The sequence below is a fragment of the Psychrobacillus sp. L3 genome (assembly GCF_042945595.1).
In the GTDB taxonomy this organism is placed as follows: domain Bacteria; phylum Bacillota; class Bacilli; order Bacillales_A; family Planococcaceae; genus Psychrobacillus.
This window is the reverse complement of sequence record NZ_CP168493.1, coordinates 2,366,632-2,386,899: the sequence shown is the minus strand read 5'-3', so window position 1 is coordinate 2,386,899 and position 20,268 is coordinate 2,366,632. Positions and strand designations below refer to the sequence as shown.

Here is a 20,268-nt window from a genome sequence, read left to right as displayed (position 1 = left end):
AGACTATAGGTAAACTCAATTTTTATCGAGTTTGCCTATAGTCTGAACTATAATGGCATTCTAAAGTCAATACAGTTTATTTAATTTGTGCATCAAAATAATTGATAACACCGTTGTATATTCCACGAGTTGCCTGTTCTCTAAACTGTGCAGTAGTCAATTGACGTTCCTCGGATGGATTACTTAAATAACCTAACTCTATTAATATTGCTTTTTGTTTATTTTCTCTAAGAACTAAATAGTTTCCTTGCTGTGTCCCACGATCATTAAGTGAAACCATGTCACCAAGCTCTTTATGCACATAAGAGGCAAGCTCTTTTTGATAATCGTACATGTAATAGGTCGTAAAACCATGAACTGAACTGTTTTCGATGGCATCATAATGAAGGCTAATAAAAGCATCAGCTGTAGCCTGGTGAGCAATAGAAACACGCTTACGTAGATCTACGTATACATCGGACTCTCTAGTCATCATGACATTTGCACCAGCTGCTTGTAATTTAGAAGCCAATAACTCGGCAGTTAAAAGGGTGATATCTTTCTCATCGGTACCCAGTGCTCCCGTCGTTCCACGATCATTTCCTCCATGACCAGCATCAATAACAAGTGTCAGTCCTTTTAACGTACCTTTTTCTCGCTTTGCCAATGGTTCTTTAGTAGAAGATGGCAAGTTGTCATTTGAAGAAACAACCCAGCTAGCTACATAAGCAATCGTATCATTTGTTAGGTCTATTTTATACCAATCATCTATTTTTTCTAATACGGTAAATGTTTCACCCGCATCTACACGAGCAACTACATCGCTACTAGTTGTGCTTTGAGATCGTAAATTAGTTCCGTTATATAGAATTTTAATTGTTTCGTTTGTAGTAGTTGTAGTTGAAGTAGTAGTTGACATAGATGACTTTGGCTGTTCTGTATAACTGCCATAAAAACTATAAACCCATCCTTTTTTGCCATTTTCTAATTCGATTTTCACCCAATTATGTTTTTTTTCAATTATTGGTAACAATTGATCTCTTAATACTTGTCCAATATTTTTGGAAGAAAGATCTGCTTTTGAACGAACATTTAACACATCAACAGAAACTAAAAAAAATTCTCCGTTTGAAGAAGTAGTTTCTTCTTTAGGCTCGTCCTTTATTACTTGGTCGACAATTGTAACATACTCACTATGTACCCATCCTTTTTGATCATTGAATTGTATTTCAATCCAATCTCCTTCTGTTTTAAAGGCTGAAATTTGGCTACCTTCTTGTAATTGACCAATTACTGCTGAAGATAAAGACGGCTCCGATCGCACATTTAATTTGTTTACTTTGGAAACAACCTGTTTATTGGTCATTTCAATTGATTCAAACTTCGTGTACCAGCTAGCAACCCATCCAGTAGAGTTACCAAATTTAATATGAAGCCAGTCACTTTCTTTTCCAATTACAGTGAGTTTATCATTTTGTCCGACAGTACCGATAATATCGTATGTAAGACCAGGACCAGAACGAACTTTAAGGGAAGAAACATTTACGGTCACTTCATTTTCTTGTGCATACGCGTGAATGATGGGGATAATTAGTGCAATAGTAAGAATAAAAATGGTCATTTTTTGCATTAGTTTGTCGATCATTGAATCCCTCCTAATCCTATTGTAAATATTCTGTCATAAAATTTCTACCTTTTATTGAAAAGGGTTGACTTATTTCATTCCTGTCATTAAGATAAAGTATAATTAAAAATCAAAATCAAGCCGATGACCGAAAAAGTAACTGTTTTCAACGGATGAAAAGAGAAGGAAAGACGTGGCTGAAATCTTTCCTACATACGCACTCAGTGAACAACATTCGAGAGGTTTTTTGTCGAAAGAGATATTCTTTAGTAGGCAGAAACGGTACTGGTCGTTATCCAGAAAAGAGAGGGTCAATTATTTTTGGCCAACTAGGGTGGAACCGCGGAAGCTAATACAAGCTCTCGTCCCTTGCTATTTAGCAAGGGATGAGGGCTTTTTTATTTGTAATAGAAAGGGGCAATTGCCATGGACATTAAAGTACCTAGAGGAACACAAGACATTTTGCCATCCGAAACAGGCAAATGGCAAGTAGTGGAAGAGTTGATACGTGAAACATGCAGTCTGTATCAATACAAAGAAATACGGACTCCGATTTTTGAACATACCGAATTATTTACAAGAAGTGTAGGAGACACTACTGATATTGTGCAGAAAGAAATGTATACATTTCAAGATAGAGGTGATCGTTCCTTAACGTTAAGACCTGAAGGAACAGCATCAGCAGTACGTGCATTTGTGGAACATAAAATGTTTGGGTATCCGGATCAACCGGTAAAATTATATTATATGGGACCGATGTTCCGTTATGAGAGACAGCAAGCAGGAAGATATAGACAGTTTGTTCAGTTTGGTATTGAAGCAATTGGTAGTGCGGATCCGGCAATTGACGCGGAAGTAATTTCTCTCGCAATGGCTGTTTATCAGAAAGCTGGACTCAAAAAGCTAAAACTAGTTATAAACTCGCTAGGTGATACAGAGAGCCGAATTGCACACAAAGAAGCGCTAGTTAATCACTTTGAGCCGCATATAGAAAATTTTTGTTCCGATTGTCAAAATAGATTACAAAAAAATCCTCTTCGCATTTTGGACTGTAAAGTGGATCGCAACAATTCATTAATGGCAAATGCTCCTTCTTTAGCCGATTATTTAAATGAAGAGTCAGCAGCTTACTTTGAAAAAGTAAAAGAGTATTTGTCCATTTTGAACATTCCATTTGAAGTAGATCCTAATTTAGTTCGAGGGCTTGATTATTATAATCACACAGCATTTGAGATTATGAGTGCTGCTGAAGGTTTTGGTGCAATTACAACACTAGCTGGAGGTGGACGCTACAACGGGCTTGTAGAAGAGCTTGGTGGGCCAGATTCACCTGGTATTGGATTTGCAATGAGTATTGAACGACTTCTGCTTGCAGTGGAAGCAGAAAATAATAAATGGGCAGATCTTTCTAATCTAGATGTTTATTTAATCGGTATGGGTGAGTCTGCTAAGAAAAAAACAGTCGAGCTTACAAACGTATTTCGACAAAATAATATTACAGCAGAAATGGATTATTTAGATCGAAAAATCAAAACCCAAATGAAATCAGCGGATCGCTTAAAAGCAAAATTTGTGCTTGTTATTGGTGAGGATGAAATAGAAAAAGAAAGTGCAATGCTGAAAAATTTATCGAATGGAGAGCAAAAGCTTGTTCCGTGGAATGAATTAGTAGAAAAACTGAAAAATAGCATTTAAGCTTGAGTGGAGGAAGTATAATGAAAAGAACACATACTAGTGGCGAATTAAATGAACATCTTATTGGGGAATCAGTACAATTAATCGGTTGGGTACAAAAACGAAGAGACTTAGGTGGGCTAATATTCGTAGATGTAAGAGATCGTTCAGGTCTTGTGCAAGTAGTTTTTAACCCGGAAATTTCGGAAACAGCTATTCAAATCGCGGAAAAAATCCGCAATGAATTTATCATCGAAGTACATGGGACAGTAGTTGCACGTGCAGCAAATCAAGTAAATCCAAATATGCCCTCTGGTTCTATAGAAGTTCATGCAACAGAAGTAGTTATTATTAATGAGGCAAAAACCCCGCCATTTGCTATTGAAAATCAAACAGATGCTGGAGAAGATATTCGATTAAAATATCGTTACTTAGATTTAAGAAGACCAGTTATGTATGACATTTTTAAAATGAGATCAGATATTACTAAAACAGTGAGACGTTTCTTAGATGATGAAGGGTTTTTAGAGGTGGAAACACCTATTTTAACAAAATCTACTCCAGAAGGAGCACGTGATTATTTAGTTCCTAGCCGTGTTCACGGAGGAGAATTTTATGCCTTACCACAGTCTCCGCAGTTATTTAAGCAAATGTTAATGGTATCTGGATTTGAAAAGTATTACCAAATTGCTCGATGCTTCCGCGATGAAGATTTACGTGCGGACCGTCAACCAGAATTCACACAAATCGATATGGAAATGAGTTTTCTATCGATGGATGATATTCTCGAGATGAATGAACGCATGATGAAAAAGATCATGAAGGATGTAAAAGGTATAGATGTGACGATTCCATTCAATCGGATGAACTATGATGAAGCAATGGATCGATTTGGTTCTGATAAACCGGATGTTCGCTTTGGATTAGAATTAGTTGACCTATCTGAAATCGTGAAAGAAAGTGCATTTAAAGTATTTGCTTCTGCAGTTGAAAATGGAGGACAAGTAAAAGCAATCAACGTAAAAGGTGCAGCTGCTAACTATTCCCGAAAAGATATCGATGCACTTGGCGAATTTGCAGGTGTATACGGGGCAAAAGGTCTTGCATGGTTAAAAGTCGACGAAGAAGGTCTTAAAGGACCTATCGCTAAGTTTTTCGAAGGAGAAGCTGCTACGGGCTTAATCGGAAAATTAGAAGCATCTGCAGGAGATTTACTATTGTTTGTAGCGGACAAAAAATCTGTTGTAGCAGATGCATTAGGGGCGCTTCGATTAAAACTAGGGAAAGAGCTTGAGTTAATTGATGAAAGCCGCTTTGAATTTTTATGGGTTGTAAATTGGCCGTTATTTGAATACGACGAAAAAGAAGGGCGTTACTATGCGGCGCATCATCCATTTACGCGACCATTTGATGAGGACCTCACTTTAATGGACACAGATCCAAGTAAAGTGCGTGCTCAAGCTTATGACTTAGTCTTGAATGGTTACGAGCTTGGTGGAGGTTCACTACGTATTTATTCAAGAAATGTCCAAGAAAAAATGTTTGAGATTCTTGGTTTCTCGGCTGCAGAGGCTAAAGCGCAGTTTGGATTCTTAATGGAGGCATTTGAATATGGAACACCACCACATGGCGGTGTAGCATTTGGTTTAGATCGTTTAGTAATGCTTCTTTCTGGAAGTACAAACTTACGCGATACAATTGCTTTCCCTAAGACAGCAAGTGCAAGTTGCTTGTTAACACAAGCACCTAGTTCAGTAGCTACAGCCCAACTTAAGGAATTAAGCCTAAATGTTATTGTTCAGAATAGTTAAATAATAACGCATTGTAATTATTGATGTTTCAAAAAACATGTGCTATTATACAAGTAATACGAATCCTGATGTGTTCGCAGCATGCCAATCAGTTTTGACCGAACAATTAAATCGTCGGGAGTCTAACTTTTATTATGTATGACATGCCCTTCACGGGACGCCAGAAATAGTAAAGAGGACACCCACCTGCTACTTGCGGGTTCAAAACGATACGCTCTTATTTGTCGGCACAATTGGGATTCGTCCTAATTCAATTTTAATCCCTCTAGCAAGAAATGCTGGAGGGTTTTTCATGGGAATAGAAATAAAACCTTTTCTACTTAATGATTTTAGTTTCAATTGCCCGCAACAGAGAGGCTTGCTTATCATGGCTTAACGAGGGGCTTTCGCTTTTTTTACATATTAATCCTACTAATCTGATATAAATGGAGTGTTTTATAATGTTACATCAATTTTCAAGAAATGAACTTGCAGTTGGGACAGAAGGAATACAGTTATTAAAAAATACGACGGTTGCTATTTTAGGGGTTGGAGGAGTAGGGTCCTTTGCTGCAGAAGCTTGTGCAAGAAGCGGAGTTGGACGGATAATACTAGTCGATAAAGACAATGTAGATATTACCAATATTAATCGTCAAATAGTTGCTTACCTCTCAACAATTGGTCGTTCGAAATCGGAAGTGATGAAAGAACGTATTGCAGATATTAATCCAGCTTGTGAAGTAATTGATATGCATATGTTTTATACAGATGAAACGTATGAACAGTTTTTTGCGATGAATATTGATTATGTAATTGATGCATCAGATACAATTATATATAAGATTCACCTGATGAAAGAATGTTTAACGCGAGGGATTAAAATAATTTCCAGTATGGGTGCAGCAAATAAAACGGATCCCACTCGCTTCAAAATAGTGGATATATCTAAAACACATACGGATCCAATTGCAAAAATTATTCGAACAAAACTACGAAAAGAAGATCATATTACAAAAGGAATTCCTGTTGTATTTTCAGATGAAAGCCCAATAATTGTACGCGAAGATGTAGTTGAGACGGTAGGGAAACCAGATGCAGCAATTCGCAAAGCGAAAATGCCACCATCTTCGAATGCATTCGTCCCCTCTTCAGTAGGCTTAATTTGCGCAAGTTGGGTAATAAATGACATAACAAAATCAATTCCTATTAATCGTGTGCAATAATTAGTTGAAATATTTTCCTTATAGCCTATACTATAATTAAAGCAATTACAATAGTGATCAACTGAGGAGGGGATAAAAATGACTGAAACAAACAACCAAGATGCTCCGAAAAAGAAAATGACATTACAAGAAGCGGTAAAACAAAAACTAGAAGAAAAGAAAAATCAAGCTTCTGGTGGTAAATTAACAGGCAACGGCCCTGCAGCTAATCAAAAGGCGAAAAGTCAAATGACCAAAAAAGTAAGCAATACCAGAAGGAAAATGGGCGTTTAACTTATCGACTTGATTAGGTTTCCATAAAAAATCCAGCTAAAGATTCTTTAGCTGGATTTTTTATTGTTTTGGGAACTACAAAATATTACGATTTGGCTAACTGTTTGTATATGTCACCACTTTGTCTCAACTCACTTCAAGAGGGTGCGAACGAATATTCGGTATAATCCACAAATATTCCCTGGGTAATACTGTAGCTACTGTTTAGTCATCAGTAATCGGAAAATAGTGAAGACAAGGGATCTTGAATGTTTTTACTTTTACAGTCCTAGTACACATGAATCAGTGGGTAGATGATTAGAATTGGTGGAACCTGAAAAAATAGATAGCATCTACTGATAAAGAAGCGCTGAGCGGACGAAATTGCATCTTCGTCGGCTTTTAAAAGAGTAGGAATGGGTTTATTCTCTCATTATCCAAACCTAATGGACCATGTCTCTACATATTCCAAGAGGGCGACAAACAAACATCTGCCACAAGATTACCGCAAAAGTGTAGCCGATGTTTCGTCCAAAGCACTCTAAAAATAGTGTAGACAAGATGCACTTAAAGGGAGTTAGCGCTTTTCGTATTCGTCATCGCTCCATTTTAAACTTCTCCAAACGACTATAAATAGCTGCGAGACGTTTTTCTTCGCCAGCTTCTATTGGTTTATAAAACTTTGTCCCAACTAAATTATCTGGAAGATAGGTTTGGTTGACCCAGCCACCAAAAGTGCCGATTTTATGATTATGTGGATAAATGTATCCTCCGTGTCCGAGGTCTTTTGCTCCAGCGTAATGCGTATCTTTTAAATGGCTCGGGATGTCGCCTGTTTTTCCTTGATGAATACTTGTAATCGCTGCATCTAAAGCAGAATATGCCGAGTTTGATTTCTCCGATAAACACATTAAAACTATTGCATTTGCTAAAGGAATACGTGCTTCTGGTAGCCCTATTCTTTCTGCGGCTTGAATGGCAGCTAGAACTTGTGGTCCAACAGAAGGATTTGCAAGCCCGACATCTTCATAACTCATCACGAGCAATCTTCTCGAAACAGCGACTAAATCCCCGTTCTCTAGTAAATGTGCTAAGTAATAAAGAGCAGCATCTGTATCACTTCCACGTACCGATTTTTGAAGAGCAGATAAAAGATTATAAAAATGGGATCCTTTTTTATCTCCAAACACTCCGACTCTATCTACTAGACTATTCAATATAGAATCTTCCACTTTTGTCACACCATCTTCTTCATAGCTAGCGAATATCGTAGATTCTAATAGTGTTAAAGCTTTTCTTGCATCCCCATTTGCTGCTTCCGCTATTTTCTTTCTTTGTTCTATAGTTATGGCAATTGGCATTTTTCCAAGCCCTTTTATCTTATCCTCCAATGCTCTTTCAAGAAGAATATCCACATCTTCCGTTGTTAGACGTTTTAGTTGTTTAATTTCTCCGCAACGGGATCGTATTGCTGGATTTACATCGTGAAAAGGATTTTCAGTTGTTGCACCAATTAGTATAATAGATCCGTTTTCGACATGAGGTAAAAGTGTATCCTGTTGCAGCTTGTTGAATCGATGGATTTCATCTAAAAACAAAATGACTTTCCCGGTTAATCTTGCATCTGCCACGACATCTTCTACATCTTTTTTTCCAGCTTTAGTAGCGTTTAGAGCAACAAAAGGGAGTTTAGTCGTGCCTGCGATTGCGAAAGCAAGTGAAGTTTTACCGACCCCAGGATCACCGTATAAAAGCATAGAAGGGACGTGCCCGTTTTTTATCATTTTATATAAAGCGGTATCTTTGCCTATGACATGCTGCTGGCCTGCTAATTCATCTATTGTTTCGGGTCTCATTCGATATGCTAATGGTTCATTGCTCAAAATGATCTCTCCTTGTTCAAACATCTGTTCTTTAATTATATCGAAGATTGGTTAAAAAGTCATTTTGGAGTCGTTCTATCAAGTAATTATGCTATACTAGGGAAAGAATTTTTTATGTTTGGTGAAATACCCGGACCCGAATACGCTAAGGCGATTTAGATATCTAATGAGGTGGAATATATTGAAGTTTTCAACAAAAGGACGGTATGGTTTAACGATTATGATAGCATTAGGCAAACAGTGTGGAGAAGGACCACTTGCACTTCGTCAAATTGCAGCAGACCATAATTTATCGGAAGCATATTTAGAACAAATTGTTTCACCATTACGGAATGCGGGACTTGTTAAAAGTGTTAGAGGTGCGTACGGTGGGTATATGCTTTCAAGGGAACCAAATGAAATCACGGCAGGTGACGTTATTCGTGTACTTGAAGGTCCCATTCAGATAGTAGAAGGAATTGAAGAGGAAGAGTTGCCACAACGCGAATTATGGATGCGTATCCGAGATGCAGTAAAAAATGTGTTGGATACAACAACTATTGAGGATTTAGCGCAACATACAGATGAAGATCCAACTAACGCTGGATATATGTTTTATATTTAAGGAGCAGGTTGAATTGACTAGAATATACTTAGATCATGCAGCGACAACCCCGATGGCGGAAGAGGTCATCAAAACATTTACAGAAGAAATGAATAAAGAATATGGCAATGCCTCAAGTATCCACCAAACTGGAAGAAGTGCACGCAAAAAATTGGATGACTCAAGAAATACTCTTGCTGCAAGTATTGGTGCCCATGAAACAGAAATTATCATTACAAGCGGTGGGACGGAGGCAGATAATTATGCTATTTTCGGCACAGCTTATGCGCGTACAATTGAAGGGAAGCATATTATCACGACACAAATTGAGCATCATGCAGTACTTCATGCTTGTGAACAACTAGAACGAGAAGGATTTGAAGTCACTTATCTACCTGTAAATAAAGAAGGAATAATCGATGTTTGTGAATTGAAAAATGCACTTCGAGAAGATACTATTTTAGTTTCCGTCATGTATGGCAACAATGAAGTCGGGTCTATTCAACCGATACATGAAATTGGTGATTTATTAAAAGACCATCCTGCCTATTTTCATACAGATGCGGTACAAGCATATGGCGGGATTCCTTTAAATGTAAACGATTTACAAGTTGATTTACTCAGTGTTTCTAGTCATAAAATTAATGGACCAAAGGGAATTGGCTTTTTATATCAACGAAAAGGAATTCATCTGAAACCATTATTATATGGCGGGCAACAAGAAAGAAAGAAACGTGCTGGAACAGAAAATGTACCGGCAGTAATTGGATTTGCAAAAGCAGTTGAGTTAAAACAACAAAGTTTAGAATCAACGATCAATTCTTACAAGGAATTGAAATATGCATTTCTACACCAACTGGAAAGTAAAGGCGTTGAGTTCACCATTAATGGTTCACAAAAGAATGTTCTGCCTCATGTTATAAACCTTAGCATTCCAAAAACCGACGTGGAGACATTTTTAATCCAACTGGATTTAGCGGGAATTGATGCTTCCAGTGGTTCAGCATGCTCGGCCGGTTCTATTGATCCATCCCACGTCTTAGTTGCTATGTTTGGTGAAAATACACCGGAGCTTCGAAATTCTGTTCGATTTAGTTTTGGTATAAATAATACAGTAGCGCAAGCGATAGAAGCTGCAAATAAAATAAGTAAAATTATTCTAGGTTCATAACGAATAATTGAAATGAGTGAATACAGTGAAAAAAATAGAAGATACAAGAGTAGTAGTAGGAATGTCGGGTGGCGTGGATTCTTCCGTCGCAGCTTACCTATTAAAAGAACAAGGGTACGATGTTATCGGCATCTTTATGAAAAACTGGGATGATACAGATGAATTTGGCGTCTGTACAGCTACCGAAGACTATGAAGATGTTATTAAAGTCTGCAATCAAATCGGGATTCCGTATTATGCAGTAAATTTTGAAAAACAATATTGGGATAAAGTGTTTACCTATTTCTTGGAAGAATATAAAGCAGGAAGAACACCAAACCCAGATGTAATGTGTAATAAAGAAATTAAATTTAAAGCATTTTTAGAGCATGCATTAGCACTTGGAGCTGACTATTTAGCCACTGGCCATTACGCACAAGTGGAAGTAAGAGAAGGTCAAACAAGAATGCTACGCGGGAAAGACAACAATAAAGACCAAACCTATTTTTTAAACCAGCTAAACCAAGAACAATTAGAAAAAGTGATGTTTCCAATTGGTCATTTGGAAAAGAAAAAGGTACGAGAAATTGCACTTGAACAAGGACTGGCAACTGCAACAAAAAAAGATTCCACTGGAATTTGTTTCATCGGTGAAAGAAACTTCAAAACATTTTTGGGTCAATATTTACCTGCGCAACAAGGCGAGATGGAAACAATGGATGGAAAACCAATGGGCAAACATGATGGACTAATGTATTACACAATTGGTCAACGTCATGGATTAGGAATTGGTGGTTCTGGTGATCCATGGTTTGTTATCGGAAAAGATTTAGCAAGAAATGTTTTATTAGTTGGGCAAAACATTAATAATGATGCACTTTTCTCCACGAGTTTAACTGCGACTAATTTATCTTTTACAACCACATCTGACAAGCAAAAAAACTTTGATTGTACAGCTAAATTCAGATACCGACAAGAAGATGTCGGAGTTCAAGTGGAAATACTATCGGATAGTGAAGTGTCTGTTATTTTTGAAAAAGCCGTTCGAGCGATCACTCCTGGACAAGCAGTAGTTTTCTATCAAGGGGACGAATGTATTGGTGGAGCAACGATTGACAAAGTATTCAAAGATGGATTGCAACTGGATTACGTTGGCTAATTGGAGGAAGTATATGAATTACAATGAATTAGGAATACAGGCTATTCAAGAAGAAAACTATGAAAAAGCCGTTGAGTTATTTACAAAAGCTATCGAAGAAAATCCGGAAGAGGCAATTGGATATATAAATTTCGGTAATTTGCTCGCATCTATGAATGAAAATGAAAGAGCGGAAAGATTCCTTCAAAAAGCAATGATGCTAGATGAACATGCAGCAACAGCATACTATAGTCTAGCGAATTTGTATTATGATGCAGAACGTTATGAGGAAGCTGCAAAACTGTATGAAAAAGCTATTTCAAATGGAATTGAAGGTCCAGATGCCTATTTCATGTTAGGCAAAAGCTTTGAAAAAACAGGTCAAACAAAGTTATCCCTTCCTTATTTACAACGAGCATATGAACTAGACTCGAATGATAGTCAAATTAAGCTAACCTATGCAATAGCATTAGCAAGCTTTGAAATGTTTAAAGAAGCAGAACCAATTTTAAAGGAAATATTAGAAGCAGAAGCTGAAAATGCGGATGCACACTATAACTTAGGTGTTTTATATGCTGTGTCTACTCCAAATACTGAAGCAGCACTTTATCATTTAAAACAAGCATTTACGATTCAACCAACTTATGATCAAGCACGTTATGTGCACGATATGATCTCTCTTCGTAATTAACTTTATTCTGCAGAAAACATTTGCTGAATGAAGTTAAAGCCCCTGGCGGATGGTATAGATTTTGAATTGAGCTAGTTCAATTCAAAATCTGGACGAAAATACGTCAAGGCGAATTTGATTTGCAATTTGGAGGCGTTAGTATGACAAACGAAATGAATAATGAAAAACAATTTATTACGGGTCGTCCTATCGTCTCAATTTTTCACAATCCCCAAAATTTGTTTTCTATTATAAAACTAAAAATTAAATCCACTAATACAACCTACATAGAAAAAGAAATAATTGTGACCGGTTATTTTCCACAACTCGTATTAGAAGAATCATATAAATTTACTGGACTTGTAAAAAATCACCCTAAGTATGGCGTGCAATTTCAAGTAGAGACCTTTCAAAAAGAAGTTCCTGCTACCGAACAAGGTATAGTCCATTATTTATCGAGTGATATGTTTCCGGGGATCGGTAGAAAAACAGCTGAACAAATTGTCAAAAAACTTGGTCAAAATGCCATCAATAGAATTCTAGATGATCCTGCTGTATTGGACATCATTCCAAGACTCGCAGAAGATAAAAAACAAACATTGAGAGCTGTTTTAGAGCAAAATCTAGGTTTAGAAAAAGTGATGATTCAATTGAATGAATGGGGGTTCGGTCCGCAAATCGCGATGAAAATATATCAAGCTTACCGAGAGGAAACGATTGATGTATTGACAAAGAACCCATATCGTCTTATCGAGGAAGTGGAAGGCGTTGGATTTATTCGGGCAGATGAACTGGGCTATAAACTTGGCATTCAAGGAAATCACCCGGATCGTATTAAAGCTGCCATTTTTCACTTATTGCAATCCGCGTCATTAAGTGAAGGTCATGTATTTTTATATGCGGAGCAATTACTTGAATCTGTTAAAAGATTATTAGAAAGTGCCCAAAGAGAAGAAATCACTTTTGAAGCAATAACGAAATGCTGCTTCGAATTAGCCGAGGAAAGTCGAATTTTTGGGGAAGTGAATCGTTTTTACATCCCTTCACTCTATTTTTCAGAAGTAGGGATAAGTTCTAAAATCGAAACGTTATTGAATGAAAATGATACTCATCATAAATTCCCCCTTGCTGAGATGAAAAAACACCTTGGAGGAATTGAAGAAAGATTAGGCGTCCAATATGCAACAACACAAGTTAAAGCGATCGAAACGGCTATAAATGCCAGTATGACACTTTTAACGGGTGGTCCTGGGACCGGGAAGACTACCGTCGTACGAGGAATCGTTGAATTATATGCAGAACTTCATGGACTTTCTTTAGAACCAAAAGAATGGGCAAAAGATAAAAAACCATTTCCTGTTGTACTGGCTGCACCCACTGGTAGAGCCGCAAAACGTTTAAGCGAATCTACCGGATTGCCAGCAATGACAATCCACCGCTTATTAGGATTTAACGGCCAGGAAGATGCGGATTCTGAAGGAAAAGAAATTGAAGGAAAACTAATTATTATAGATGAAACATCCATGTTAGATACTTGGCTAGGGCATCAGTTATTAAAAGCTATTCCTAAAGATGCACAAGTCATCTTTGTAGGTGACCAGGATCAATTACCTCCTGTTGGACCAGGGCAAGTTTTAAAAGACTTATTAGCCTCTAAAAGAATCCCAACGGTCGAATTAATAGATATTTATCGCCAATCAGAAGGTTCTTCTATTATTGAGCTAGCTCACGAAATGAAAAAAGGAACTGTTCCGAAAACGCTGTTAGACAAAACAAAAGATCGCTCATTTATTAAAGCCTCTACAGAACAAATTCCTAAAGTAGTAGAACAAGTGCTGAAAAGTGCTTTAACAAAAGGACATTCGATAAGAGATATTCAAGTACTTGCACCCATGTATAGAGGACCGGCTGGAATAGATGCGTTAAATAAAATGATGCAAGAAATGGTGAATCCAAATACAGATGGAAAACGAAAAGAAATGGTATTTGGAGAAACGATTTATCGTATTGGGGACAAAGTATTGCAGCTTGTCAATCAGCCAGAAAGCAATGTTTTTAACGGAGATATGGGGGAAGTAGTTAGTATATTCAAAGCTGCTGAAACGGTGGAGAAAAAAGAAATGCTTGTTATTTCGTTTGATGGCAATGAAGTAACATACGAAAAAAATGATCTCAACCAAATTACTTTAGCATATTGTTGCTCCGTGCATAAATCCCAAGGTAGTGAATTTCAAACCGTGATTATGCCTGTCACAAGAAGCTATATGAAAATGCTTCGAAGAAATTTATTATATACAGGCATTACAAGAGCAAAGAACTTTTTAATATTATGTGGAGATCCTGAAGTTTTTAAGTTTGGAGTAGAACGTACCGATGATTTACAACGATTAACAACGTTGAAAGATCGTTTAACTGTAAGTGAGGAAAAGAAAGAGGAAATAGATGAACAGAGAGAAAAAGTTATGGATGAAATGACAACAGGACCAAATTTCTTATCCGCAGAAAATTATCATTTAATTGATCCGTTAACCGGGATGAATGGAATTTCCCCATATGATTTCTTGGAGATGGATAATTGACATCCAGTCGATAGTTTTTTATAATCAAATGCATAGAGCAAAATGATGACAGAGAAAGTACACTTGTTACCTGAAAAAGAGAAGGATTCCTTGGCTGAAAGAATCTTCAGAAACGAACAAGTTGGAAAGCTACTCTTGAGTGCAGTTAATACCTGCCGTTTAGCCGCGTTAAGGTTACTTGAGAGACACAATAATTATTATTGTGTAACTAGGGTGGTACCGCGAAATAATAGCTTTCGTCCCTTTTTTAGGGATGAGGGCTTTTTTTATTTTATTTTATTTTTAATATTAGGAGGAAAATTGAATGAAACAATTAACAGGTGCACAAATTAGACAAATGTATTTAGATTTTTTTATTGAAAAAGGACATGCACAAGAACCATCTGCTCCACTTGTACCAATCAACGATCCATCACTACTGTGGATTAATAGCGGAGTTGCTACGTTAAAGAAATACTTTGACGGGCGTGTAGTGCCGGAAAATCCACGTATAACAAATGCACAAAAGTCCATTCGTACAAATGACATTGAAAACGTAGGGAAAACAGCTAGACATCATACGTTTTTTGAAATGCTAGGAAATTTCTCAATTGGCGACTACTTCAAGAAAGAAGCAATTCATTTTGCTTGGGAATTCCTAACCGATGAAAAATGGATGGCATTCGAAGCTGAAAAATTATCCATAACGATTCATCCAGAGGATGAAGAAGCATATACTATTTGGAAGAATGAAATTGGTATTCCAGAAGAACGTATTATTCGACTAGAAGGGAACTTTTGGGATATTGGAGAAGGTCCGAGTGGGCCTAACTCTGAAATATTTTATGATCGTGGAGAATCATACGGGAATGATTTAAATGATCCTGAGTTATACCCTGGTGGAGAAAATGAACGTTATTTAGAAATTTGGAACTTGGTATTTTCGCAATTCAACCATAATCCAGATCATACGTATACTCCATTACCAAAACAGAATATTGATACGGGTATGGGATTAGAACGCATGGCTTGTGTCGTTCAAAATGTACCAACCAATTTTGATACAGATTTGTTTATCCCAATTATTCGCCAAACAGAAGAAATATCAGGCAAATCGTACAATACGAATGTTGACTATGACATTGCTTTTAAAGTAATTGCAGACCATATCCGTACTGTTGCATTCGCTATTGGAGATGGTGCACTTCCATCGAACGAGGGTAGAGGGTATGTACTAAGAAGATTACTTCGTCGTGCTGTTCGTTTTGCAAAACAATTAGGAGTAGACAAGCCATTTTTATACGAGTTAGTTCCAGGCGTAGGTGAAATCATGAAAGATTTCTATCCGGAAGTAAAAGAAAAGCAAGATTTTATTATGCGAGTGATTAAAACAGAGGAAGAACGTTTCCATGAAACACTTCATGATGGACTATCTATTTTAGAAAAAGTAATAGAAGAACAACGTGAAAAAGGAGAAACTTTCATCCCTGGTACAACTACATTTACGCTTTATGACACATATGGTTTCCCAATAGAATTAACGGAAGAATATGCAGAAGAAGCAAAAATGACAGTGGACCACGAAGGGTTTAAAAAAGAAATGGAAGCTCAGCGTAGTCGTGCGCGTGCTGCTCGTCAAAATGTGGATTCTATGCAAGTACAGTCTGAAGTTTATGGTAATATTCATGACGAAAGTGAATTCGTCTATGAAAAATTATCGGTTACAACGAAAATAACAACCATTGTACACGGTGATGTGCTTGCTAAATCTGCCAATGAAGGGGATGAAATTCAAGTAATCCTTTCCCAAACGCCTTTTTACGCAGAGAGTGGAGGTCAACTAGCTGATCATGGAACAATTGAAAACGATACATTTAGAGGTTTTGTAAAAGACGTTCAAAAAGCTCCAAACGGGCAAAACTTACACACTGTTATCGTTGAATCTGGGGAACTAAGAACAGGTGCGGAAGTTACAGCGACTGTCGATCGTGTATTACGTGGTCATACGGTGAAAAATCACTCAGCTACCCATTTACTACACCAAGCATTAAAAGATGTACTTGGAACACATGTAAACCAGGCGGGCTCCTATGTTGGACCAGACCGTTTACGTTTTGACTTCTCACACTTCGGACAAGTTACAAAAGAAGAATTAGAGCAAGTTGAACGAATTGTTAATGAAAAAGTGTGGGAAAACATACCCGTTGTTACTGGTTATCATAATATAGATGAAGCGAAGAGCATGGGTGCAATGGCTTTATTCGGTGAAAAATACGGCGATGTCGTGCGAGTTGTTCGAATGGGTGAATTCTCACTTGAATTATGTGGTGGTGTTCATGTAAAAAATACCTCTGAAATAGGATTCTTTAAAATACTCTCAGAAAGTGGTATTGGAGCTGGGACAAGAAGAATAGAAGCTGTAACTGGTAAAGGTGCTTTTGAGCTTGTAAAAGAAGAAGAACATGCATTAATAGAAGCTTCTAACCTTCTGAAAGCTCAACCAAAAGATTTGGTTACCAAATTAACGCAAACATTGAATGAATTTAAAAGTATTCAAAGAGAGAATGAATCACTATCTGCGAAGATTGCAAACAATCAAGCTTCATCTGTTTTATCTTCTGCTCAAACAATCAATGATATTACAGTCCTATCCGTTAAAGTAGAGGCAAAAGATAACAATCAATTACGCCAAATGATGGACGATTTAAAACAAAAACTTGAAAAAGCAGTTATTGTCCTTGGTGCAGTTGATGGAGAAAAAGTAATGATTTCTGCTGGGGTGACAAAAGATATTAAGGGTGGAAGCTATCATGCAGGAAATATTGTCAAACTTGTTGCTGAGCAATGTGGAGGTAAAGGTGGAGGTAGACCGGATTTCGCCATGGCAGGTGCAAAAGATGGAAGCAAGCTTGAGAGTGCTCTAAATTCAGTATATGAATATATAAAAACTATTTAACTTTAGGAAGAAGAATTTTCTATTTAGCACAAAGTGTGATGATTGCTTATAATTCTTACCATCAAACGTTAAAAGCTAGATGCAATGTTTTTTACCAACATTAATCGTAGGAGTAAATTTACCTAGGCTTATTTGATACTATTTCCAATTTCGGTTATACTGAACAATAGATATGTAAGACTGCCTACTAAAACTGAAAGCGAGGTGCTGATCATGAGTTCATTCGATCAAACGATGAAATTTAACTTCCCAGAAGAGTCTATGGAACAGGAAGTAAAACATGTGATGCTACAAGTTCACTCTGCACTAGAAGAAAAAGGATATAATTCAATTAATCAAATTGTTGGCTATCTACTATCTGGTGATCCAGCTTATATTCCTCGCCATCAAGACGCACGTAATATGATACGAAAATTAGAACGAGACGAAATATTAGAAGAATTAGTGAAGTACTACATTAAAAAAAATAATGAGGCTTAAGCATGCGAATAATGGGTTTAGATGTAGGTTCTAAAACTGTCGGGGTCGCAATTAGTGATGCGCTCGGATGGACTGCACAAGGAATTGAAACAATTAAAATTGACGAAGCGAACCTAGAATTTGGTCTAAAACGGATTGAAGAACTCGTTGAAGAGCATACCGTCACCGAATTTGTTGTTGGTTTTCCAAAGAACATGAACAATAGTATTGGTCCACGCGCTGAAGCGTCCGAACAATATGCAAAGTTGTTAACCGAAAAATTTCATTTTCCAGTTACAATGTGGGATGAAAGATTGACAACAATGGCTGCAGAACGTATGTTAATAGATGCAGATGTTAGCCGTAAAAAACGGAAGCAAGTGATTGACAAGATGGCTGCTGTAATGATTTTACAAGGCTATCTAGACAGAAAAAATAGATGAGGTGACTGCAAATGGATCACGGACAAGAAAATATTACAGTTGTAGATGAAAACGGAAATGAGCAGCTTTGTAACGTATTATTTACTTTTGAATCAGAGGAATTTGGAAAGTCATATGTTCTTTATTACCCAATCGGTGCTGAAGAAGATGAAAATGAAGAAATAGAAATTCATGCATCCTCTTTCAGCCCTAATGAAAACGGAGAAGATGGCGAATTACTTCCAGTCGAGACGGATCCTGAATGGGAAATGATCGAAGAAATGTTAAATACGTTTTTAGATGAAGAAGAAGAAGAAGACGAAGACGAAGAATAATTATCACTTAAAAGGATGGAAAGAGGTCTCCTCATTCCTCCTTTTTCTTTTTGTATAAAGCTAGATGAGCCAACTCAAATAATTTTCATTTAATAGTAATAACTACAAAACACACTGTACTTAGCAAACCCAATTAATGCAAGACGCCCGTTGATTTAGCCAACATCTAGTATGGAAAAATGGTAAGCTTTTACTTCCTTTGATCGTTTTAATTGGCTGCTAGGAACTCTGTAGATTTGGCTAGGTGCTTATAAGCGTGTTTTAGGATCGGACAGACATTGCTTAGGTGCTTATAGCGTCTTTTTAGGTGGACATGCCTTCGGGAGGAGCTTATGAAAGACCAGGTGCTCTTTAAGGGCGCTTGCGCTTTTCCTATTATCTTGTATAATAAAATGGAATTAAAGGGGGAGAACCCGTGGGAAATGAATCCAAAAAAGAAATTATGTTTAATCGAATGAAAAATAAGAAAAAAGAAGTGAAACTTGTTCGACGGATTGTATTTACTATCACATTATTCCTTTTAATTGTTGGTGGAATAGGAGGATATGTCTCCTATAATTATGTAAAGAGTGCTTTAAAACCGTTGGATCCTAATTCTGACAAAGTTATCAATGTTCAAATTCCAATTGGTTCTGGTCTAGAATCAATTTCCTCCACACTTGAAAAAAACGGAATAATAAAGGATGCAAAGATATTTAAATATTATGCTAAATTTAAAAATGAATCGGACTTTCAAGCAGGAGATTACAATTTAACAAAATCGATGACATTTGATGAAATTATTAAGAGTTTAAAAACAGGGAAAGTATACCGTAAACCATTGTTTTCCATCACTATTCCAGAGGGATTAACGTTAGAACAAATTGCTGCAGTAGTAGAAAAGAAAACGAGCTACACTGCAGCGGAATTTCTGGCCCTTGTAACCAATGACGCCTTTGTTGACCGAATGATGGTGAAATATCCAAATTTATTAACAGAAGACATTAAAGGGGAAAATGTAAGGTATGCATTGGAAGGATATTTGTTTCCTGCCACATATCCATTTTATGAAGAAAAGCCTTCATTAGAAGAAATTGTGGAAACGATGTTAACAAATACAGATAAAACAATGTCTAGTTATTCCGAATTTCTTCACTCAGAAGATAAATCCGTTCATTGGTTACTAACATTTTCTTCTTTGTTGGAAGAAGAAGCAACCGCTCAGACCGACAGATCATTGATTGCTAGTGTATTTTATAATCGTTTAAAAGCTAAAATGCCTTTACAAACGGATCCAACTGTATTATACGCGCTTGGAAGCCATAAAGAGAGAGTTCTTTTTGAAGATTTAGAAGTAGATAGTCCTTACAATACGTATAAAATTCAAGGGTTGCCCCCTGGACCAATTGCAAATTCTGGGAAATCATCTATAGAAGCAGTGTTAGATCCTTCCAAAACGGACTATTTATATTTCCTTGCGGATAAAACTGGTGAAAATCACTTTTCGAAGACATATGAAGAACATCTTAAAAATGTGGACAAATATTTGAAATAAATAATAGCAGGAGAAGGAAGCAAGTCATATTCCTCCTC

The 20,268-nt window shown here is 36.9% G+C and carries 16 protein-coding genes, 1 other RNA gene and 2 other annotated features; of the genes, 15 read left to right on the top strand and 2 right to left on the bottom strand.

What is annotated here, in order from left to right; genetic code table 11:
- Positions 1 to 76: 76 nt before the first annotated feature.
- A complete protein-coding gene (locus tag ACEPXD_RS11795) occupies positions 77 to 1,624 on the bottom strand; it encodes an SH3 domain-containing protein (protein WP_391116155.1) in 1,548 nt (515 codons plus the stop codon).
- A gap of 114 nt (positions 1,625 to 1,738) precedes the next feature.
- Positions 1,739 to 1,976: a binding site (T-box leader), on the top strand.
- Positions 1,977 to 2,029: 53 nt separating this feature from the next.
- Here ACEPXD_RS11795 and hisS point away from each other — a divergent pair.
- The 5 genes from hisS to ACEPXD_RS11770 all read left to right on the top strand — a co-directional run bounded on the left by hisS (position 2,030) and on the right by ACEPXD_RS11770 (position 6,563).
- The gene (gene hisS / locus ACEPXD_RS11790; RefSeq protein WP_391116154.1) at positions 2,030 to 3,298 is read left to right on the top strand and encodes a histidine--tRNA ligase; all 1,269 of its coding nucleotides are present in this window, start codon (positions 2,030 to 2,032) and stop codon (positions 3,296 to 3,298) included.
- Positions 3,299 to 3,315: 17 nt separating this feature from the next.
- Positions 3,316 to 5,088 carry an aspartate--tRNA ligase gene (gene aspS / locus ACEPXD_RS11785; RefSeq protein WP_391123202.1) on the top strand — a complete coding sequence of 591 codons (1,773 nt, stop codon included), beginning with the start codon at positions 3,316 to 3,318 and terminating at the stop codon, positions 5,086 to 5,088.
- A gap of 59 nt (positions 5,089 to 5,147) precedes the next feature.
- Positions 5,148 to 5,332: non-coding RNA, 6S RNA (ssrS, locus tag ACEPXD_RS11780), on the top strand.
- Positions 5,333 to 5,528: 196 nt separating this feature from the next.
- Positions 5,529 to 6,290, top strand: coding sequence for a ThiF family adenylyltransferase (locus tag ACEPXD_RS11775; RefSeq protein ID WP_391116153.1), 762 nt, complete (start codon positions 5,529 to 5,531; stop codon positions 6,288 to 6,290).
- A gap of 78 nt (positions 6,291 to 6,368) precedes the next feature.
- A complete protein-coding gene (locus ACEPXD_RS11770; RefSeq protein WP_391116152.1) occupies positions 6,369 to 6,563 on the top strand; it encodes a hypothetical protein in 195 nt (64 codons plus the stop codon).
- A 575-nt stretch (positions 6,564 to 7,138) separates the two neighbouring features.
- Here the strand turns inward: ACEPXD_RS11770 and ACEPXD_RS11765 are convergent.
- Positions 7,139 to 8,425 carry a replication-associated recombination protein A gene (locus ACEPXD_RS11765; RefSeq protein WP_391116151.1) on the bottom strand — a complete coding sequence of 429 codons (1,287 nt, stop codon included), beginning with the start codon at positions 8,423 to 8,425 and terminating at the stop codon, positions 7,139 to 7,141.
- A gap of 181 nt (positions 8,426 to 8,606) precedes the next feature.
- Between ACEPXD_RS11765 and cymR the strand changes: the two genes are divergently transcribed.
- The 10 genes from cymR (at position 8,607) to mltG (ending at position 20,230) form a co-directional block, all read left to right on the top strand.
- Positions 8,607 to 9,029 carry a cysteine metabolism transcriptional regulator CymR gene (gene cymR, locus ACEPXD_RS11760; RefSeq protein WP_391116150.1) on the top strand — a complete coding sequence of 141 codons (423 nt, stop codon included), beginning with the start codon at positions 8,607 to 8,609 and terminating at the stop codon, positions 9,027 to 9,029.
- Between the two features lie 13 nt (positions 9,030 to 9,042).
- The gene (locus tag ACEPXD_RS11755) at positions 9,043 to 10,179 is read left to right on the top strand and encodes a cysteine desulfurase family protein (RefSeq protein ID WP_391116149.1); all 1,137 of its coding nucleotides are present in this window, start codon (positions 9,043 to 9,045) and stop codon (positions 10,177 to 10,179) included.
- Between the two features lie 25 nt (positions 10,180 to 10,204).
- The gene (gene mnmA / locus ACEPXD_RS11750; protein ID WP_391116148.1) at positions 10,205 to 11,317 is read left to right on the top strand and encodes a tRNA 2-thiouridine(34) synthase MnmA; all 1,113 of its coding nucleotides are present in this window, start codon (positions 10,205 to 10,207) and stop codon (positions 11,315 to 11,317) included.
- Positions 11,318 to 11,330: 13 nt separating this feature from the next.
- A complete protein-coding gene (locus ACEPXD_RS11745) occupies positions 11,331 to 11,987 on the top strand; it encodes a tetratricopeptide repeat protein (protein ID WP_391116147.1) in 657 nt (218 codons plus the stop codon).
- A 140-nt stretch (positions 11,988 to 12,127) separates the two neighbouring features.
- The gene (locus tag ACEPXD_RS11740) at positions 12,128 to 14,545 is read left to right on the top strand and encodes an ATP-dependent RecD-like DNA helicase (protein ID WP_391116146.1); all 2,418 of its coding nucleotides are present in this window, start codon (positions 12,128 to 12,130) and stop codon (positions 14,543 to 14,545) included.
- A gap of 36 nt (positions 14,546 to 14,581) precedes the next feature.
- Positions 14,582 to 14,792 (top strand) — a binding site (T-box leader).
- 57 nt (positions 14,793 to 14,849) lie between these two features.
- Positions 14,850 to 17,480, top strand: coding sequence for an alanine--tRNA ligase (alaS, locus tag ACEPXD_RS11735; RefSeq protein WP_391116145.1), 2,631 nt, complete (start codon positions 14,850 to 14,852; stop codon positions 17,478 to 17,480).
- A gap of 213 nt (positions 17,481 to 17,693) precedes the next feature.
- Positions 17,694 to 17,960 carry an IreB family regulatory phosphoprotein gene (locus ACEPXD_RS11730; protein WP_391116144.1) on the top strand — a complete coding sequence of 89 codons (267 nt, stop codon included), beginning with the start codon at positions 17,694 to 17,696 and terminating at the stop codon, positions 17,958 to 17,960.
- A 2-nt stretch (positions 17,961 to 17,962) separates the two neighbouring features.
- The gene (gene ruvX / locus ACEPXD_RS11725; RefSeq protein ID WP_391116143.1) at positions 17,963 to 18,382 is read left to right on the top strand and encodes a Holliday junction resolvase RuvX; all 420 of its coding nucleotides are present in this window, start codon (positions 17,963 to 17,965) and stop codon (positions 18,380 to 18,382) included.
- 11 nt (positions 18,383 to 18,393) lie between these two features.
- Complete coding sequence (locus ACEPXD_RS11720) at positions 18,394 to 18,696, top strand: DUF1292 domain-containing protein (RefSeq protein ID WP_391116142.1); 303 nt, start codon at positions 18,394 to 18,396, stop codon at positions 18,694 to 18,696.
- A gap of 415 nt (positions 18,697 to 19,111) precedes the next feature.
- Positions 19,112 to 20,230 carry an endolytic transglycosylase MltG gene (mltG, locus tag ACEPXD_RS11715; protein ID WP_391116141.1) on the top strand — a complete coding sequence of 373 codons (1,119 nt, stop codon included), beginning with the start codon at positions 19,112 to 19,114 and terminating at the stop codon, positions 20,228 to 20,230.
- Positions 20,231 to 20,268 lie beyond the last annotated feature (38 nt).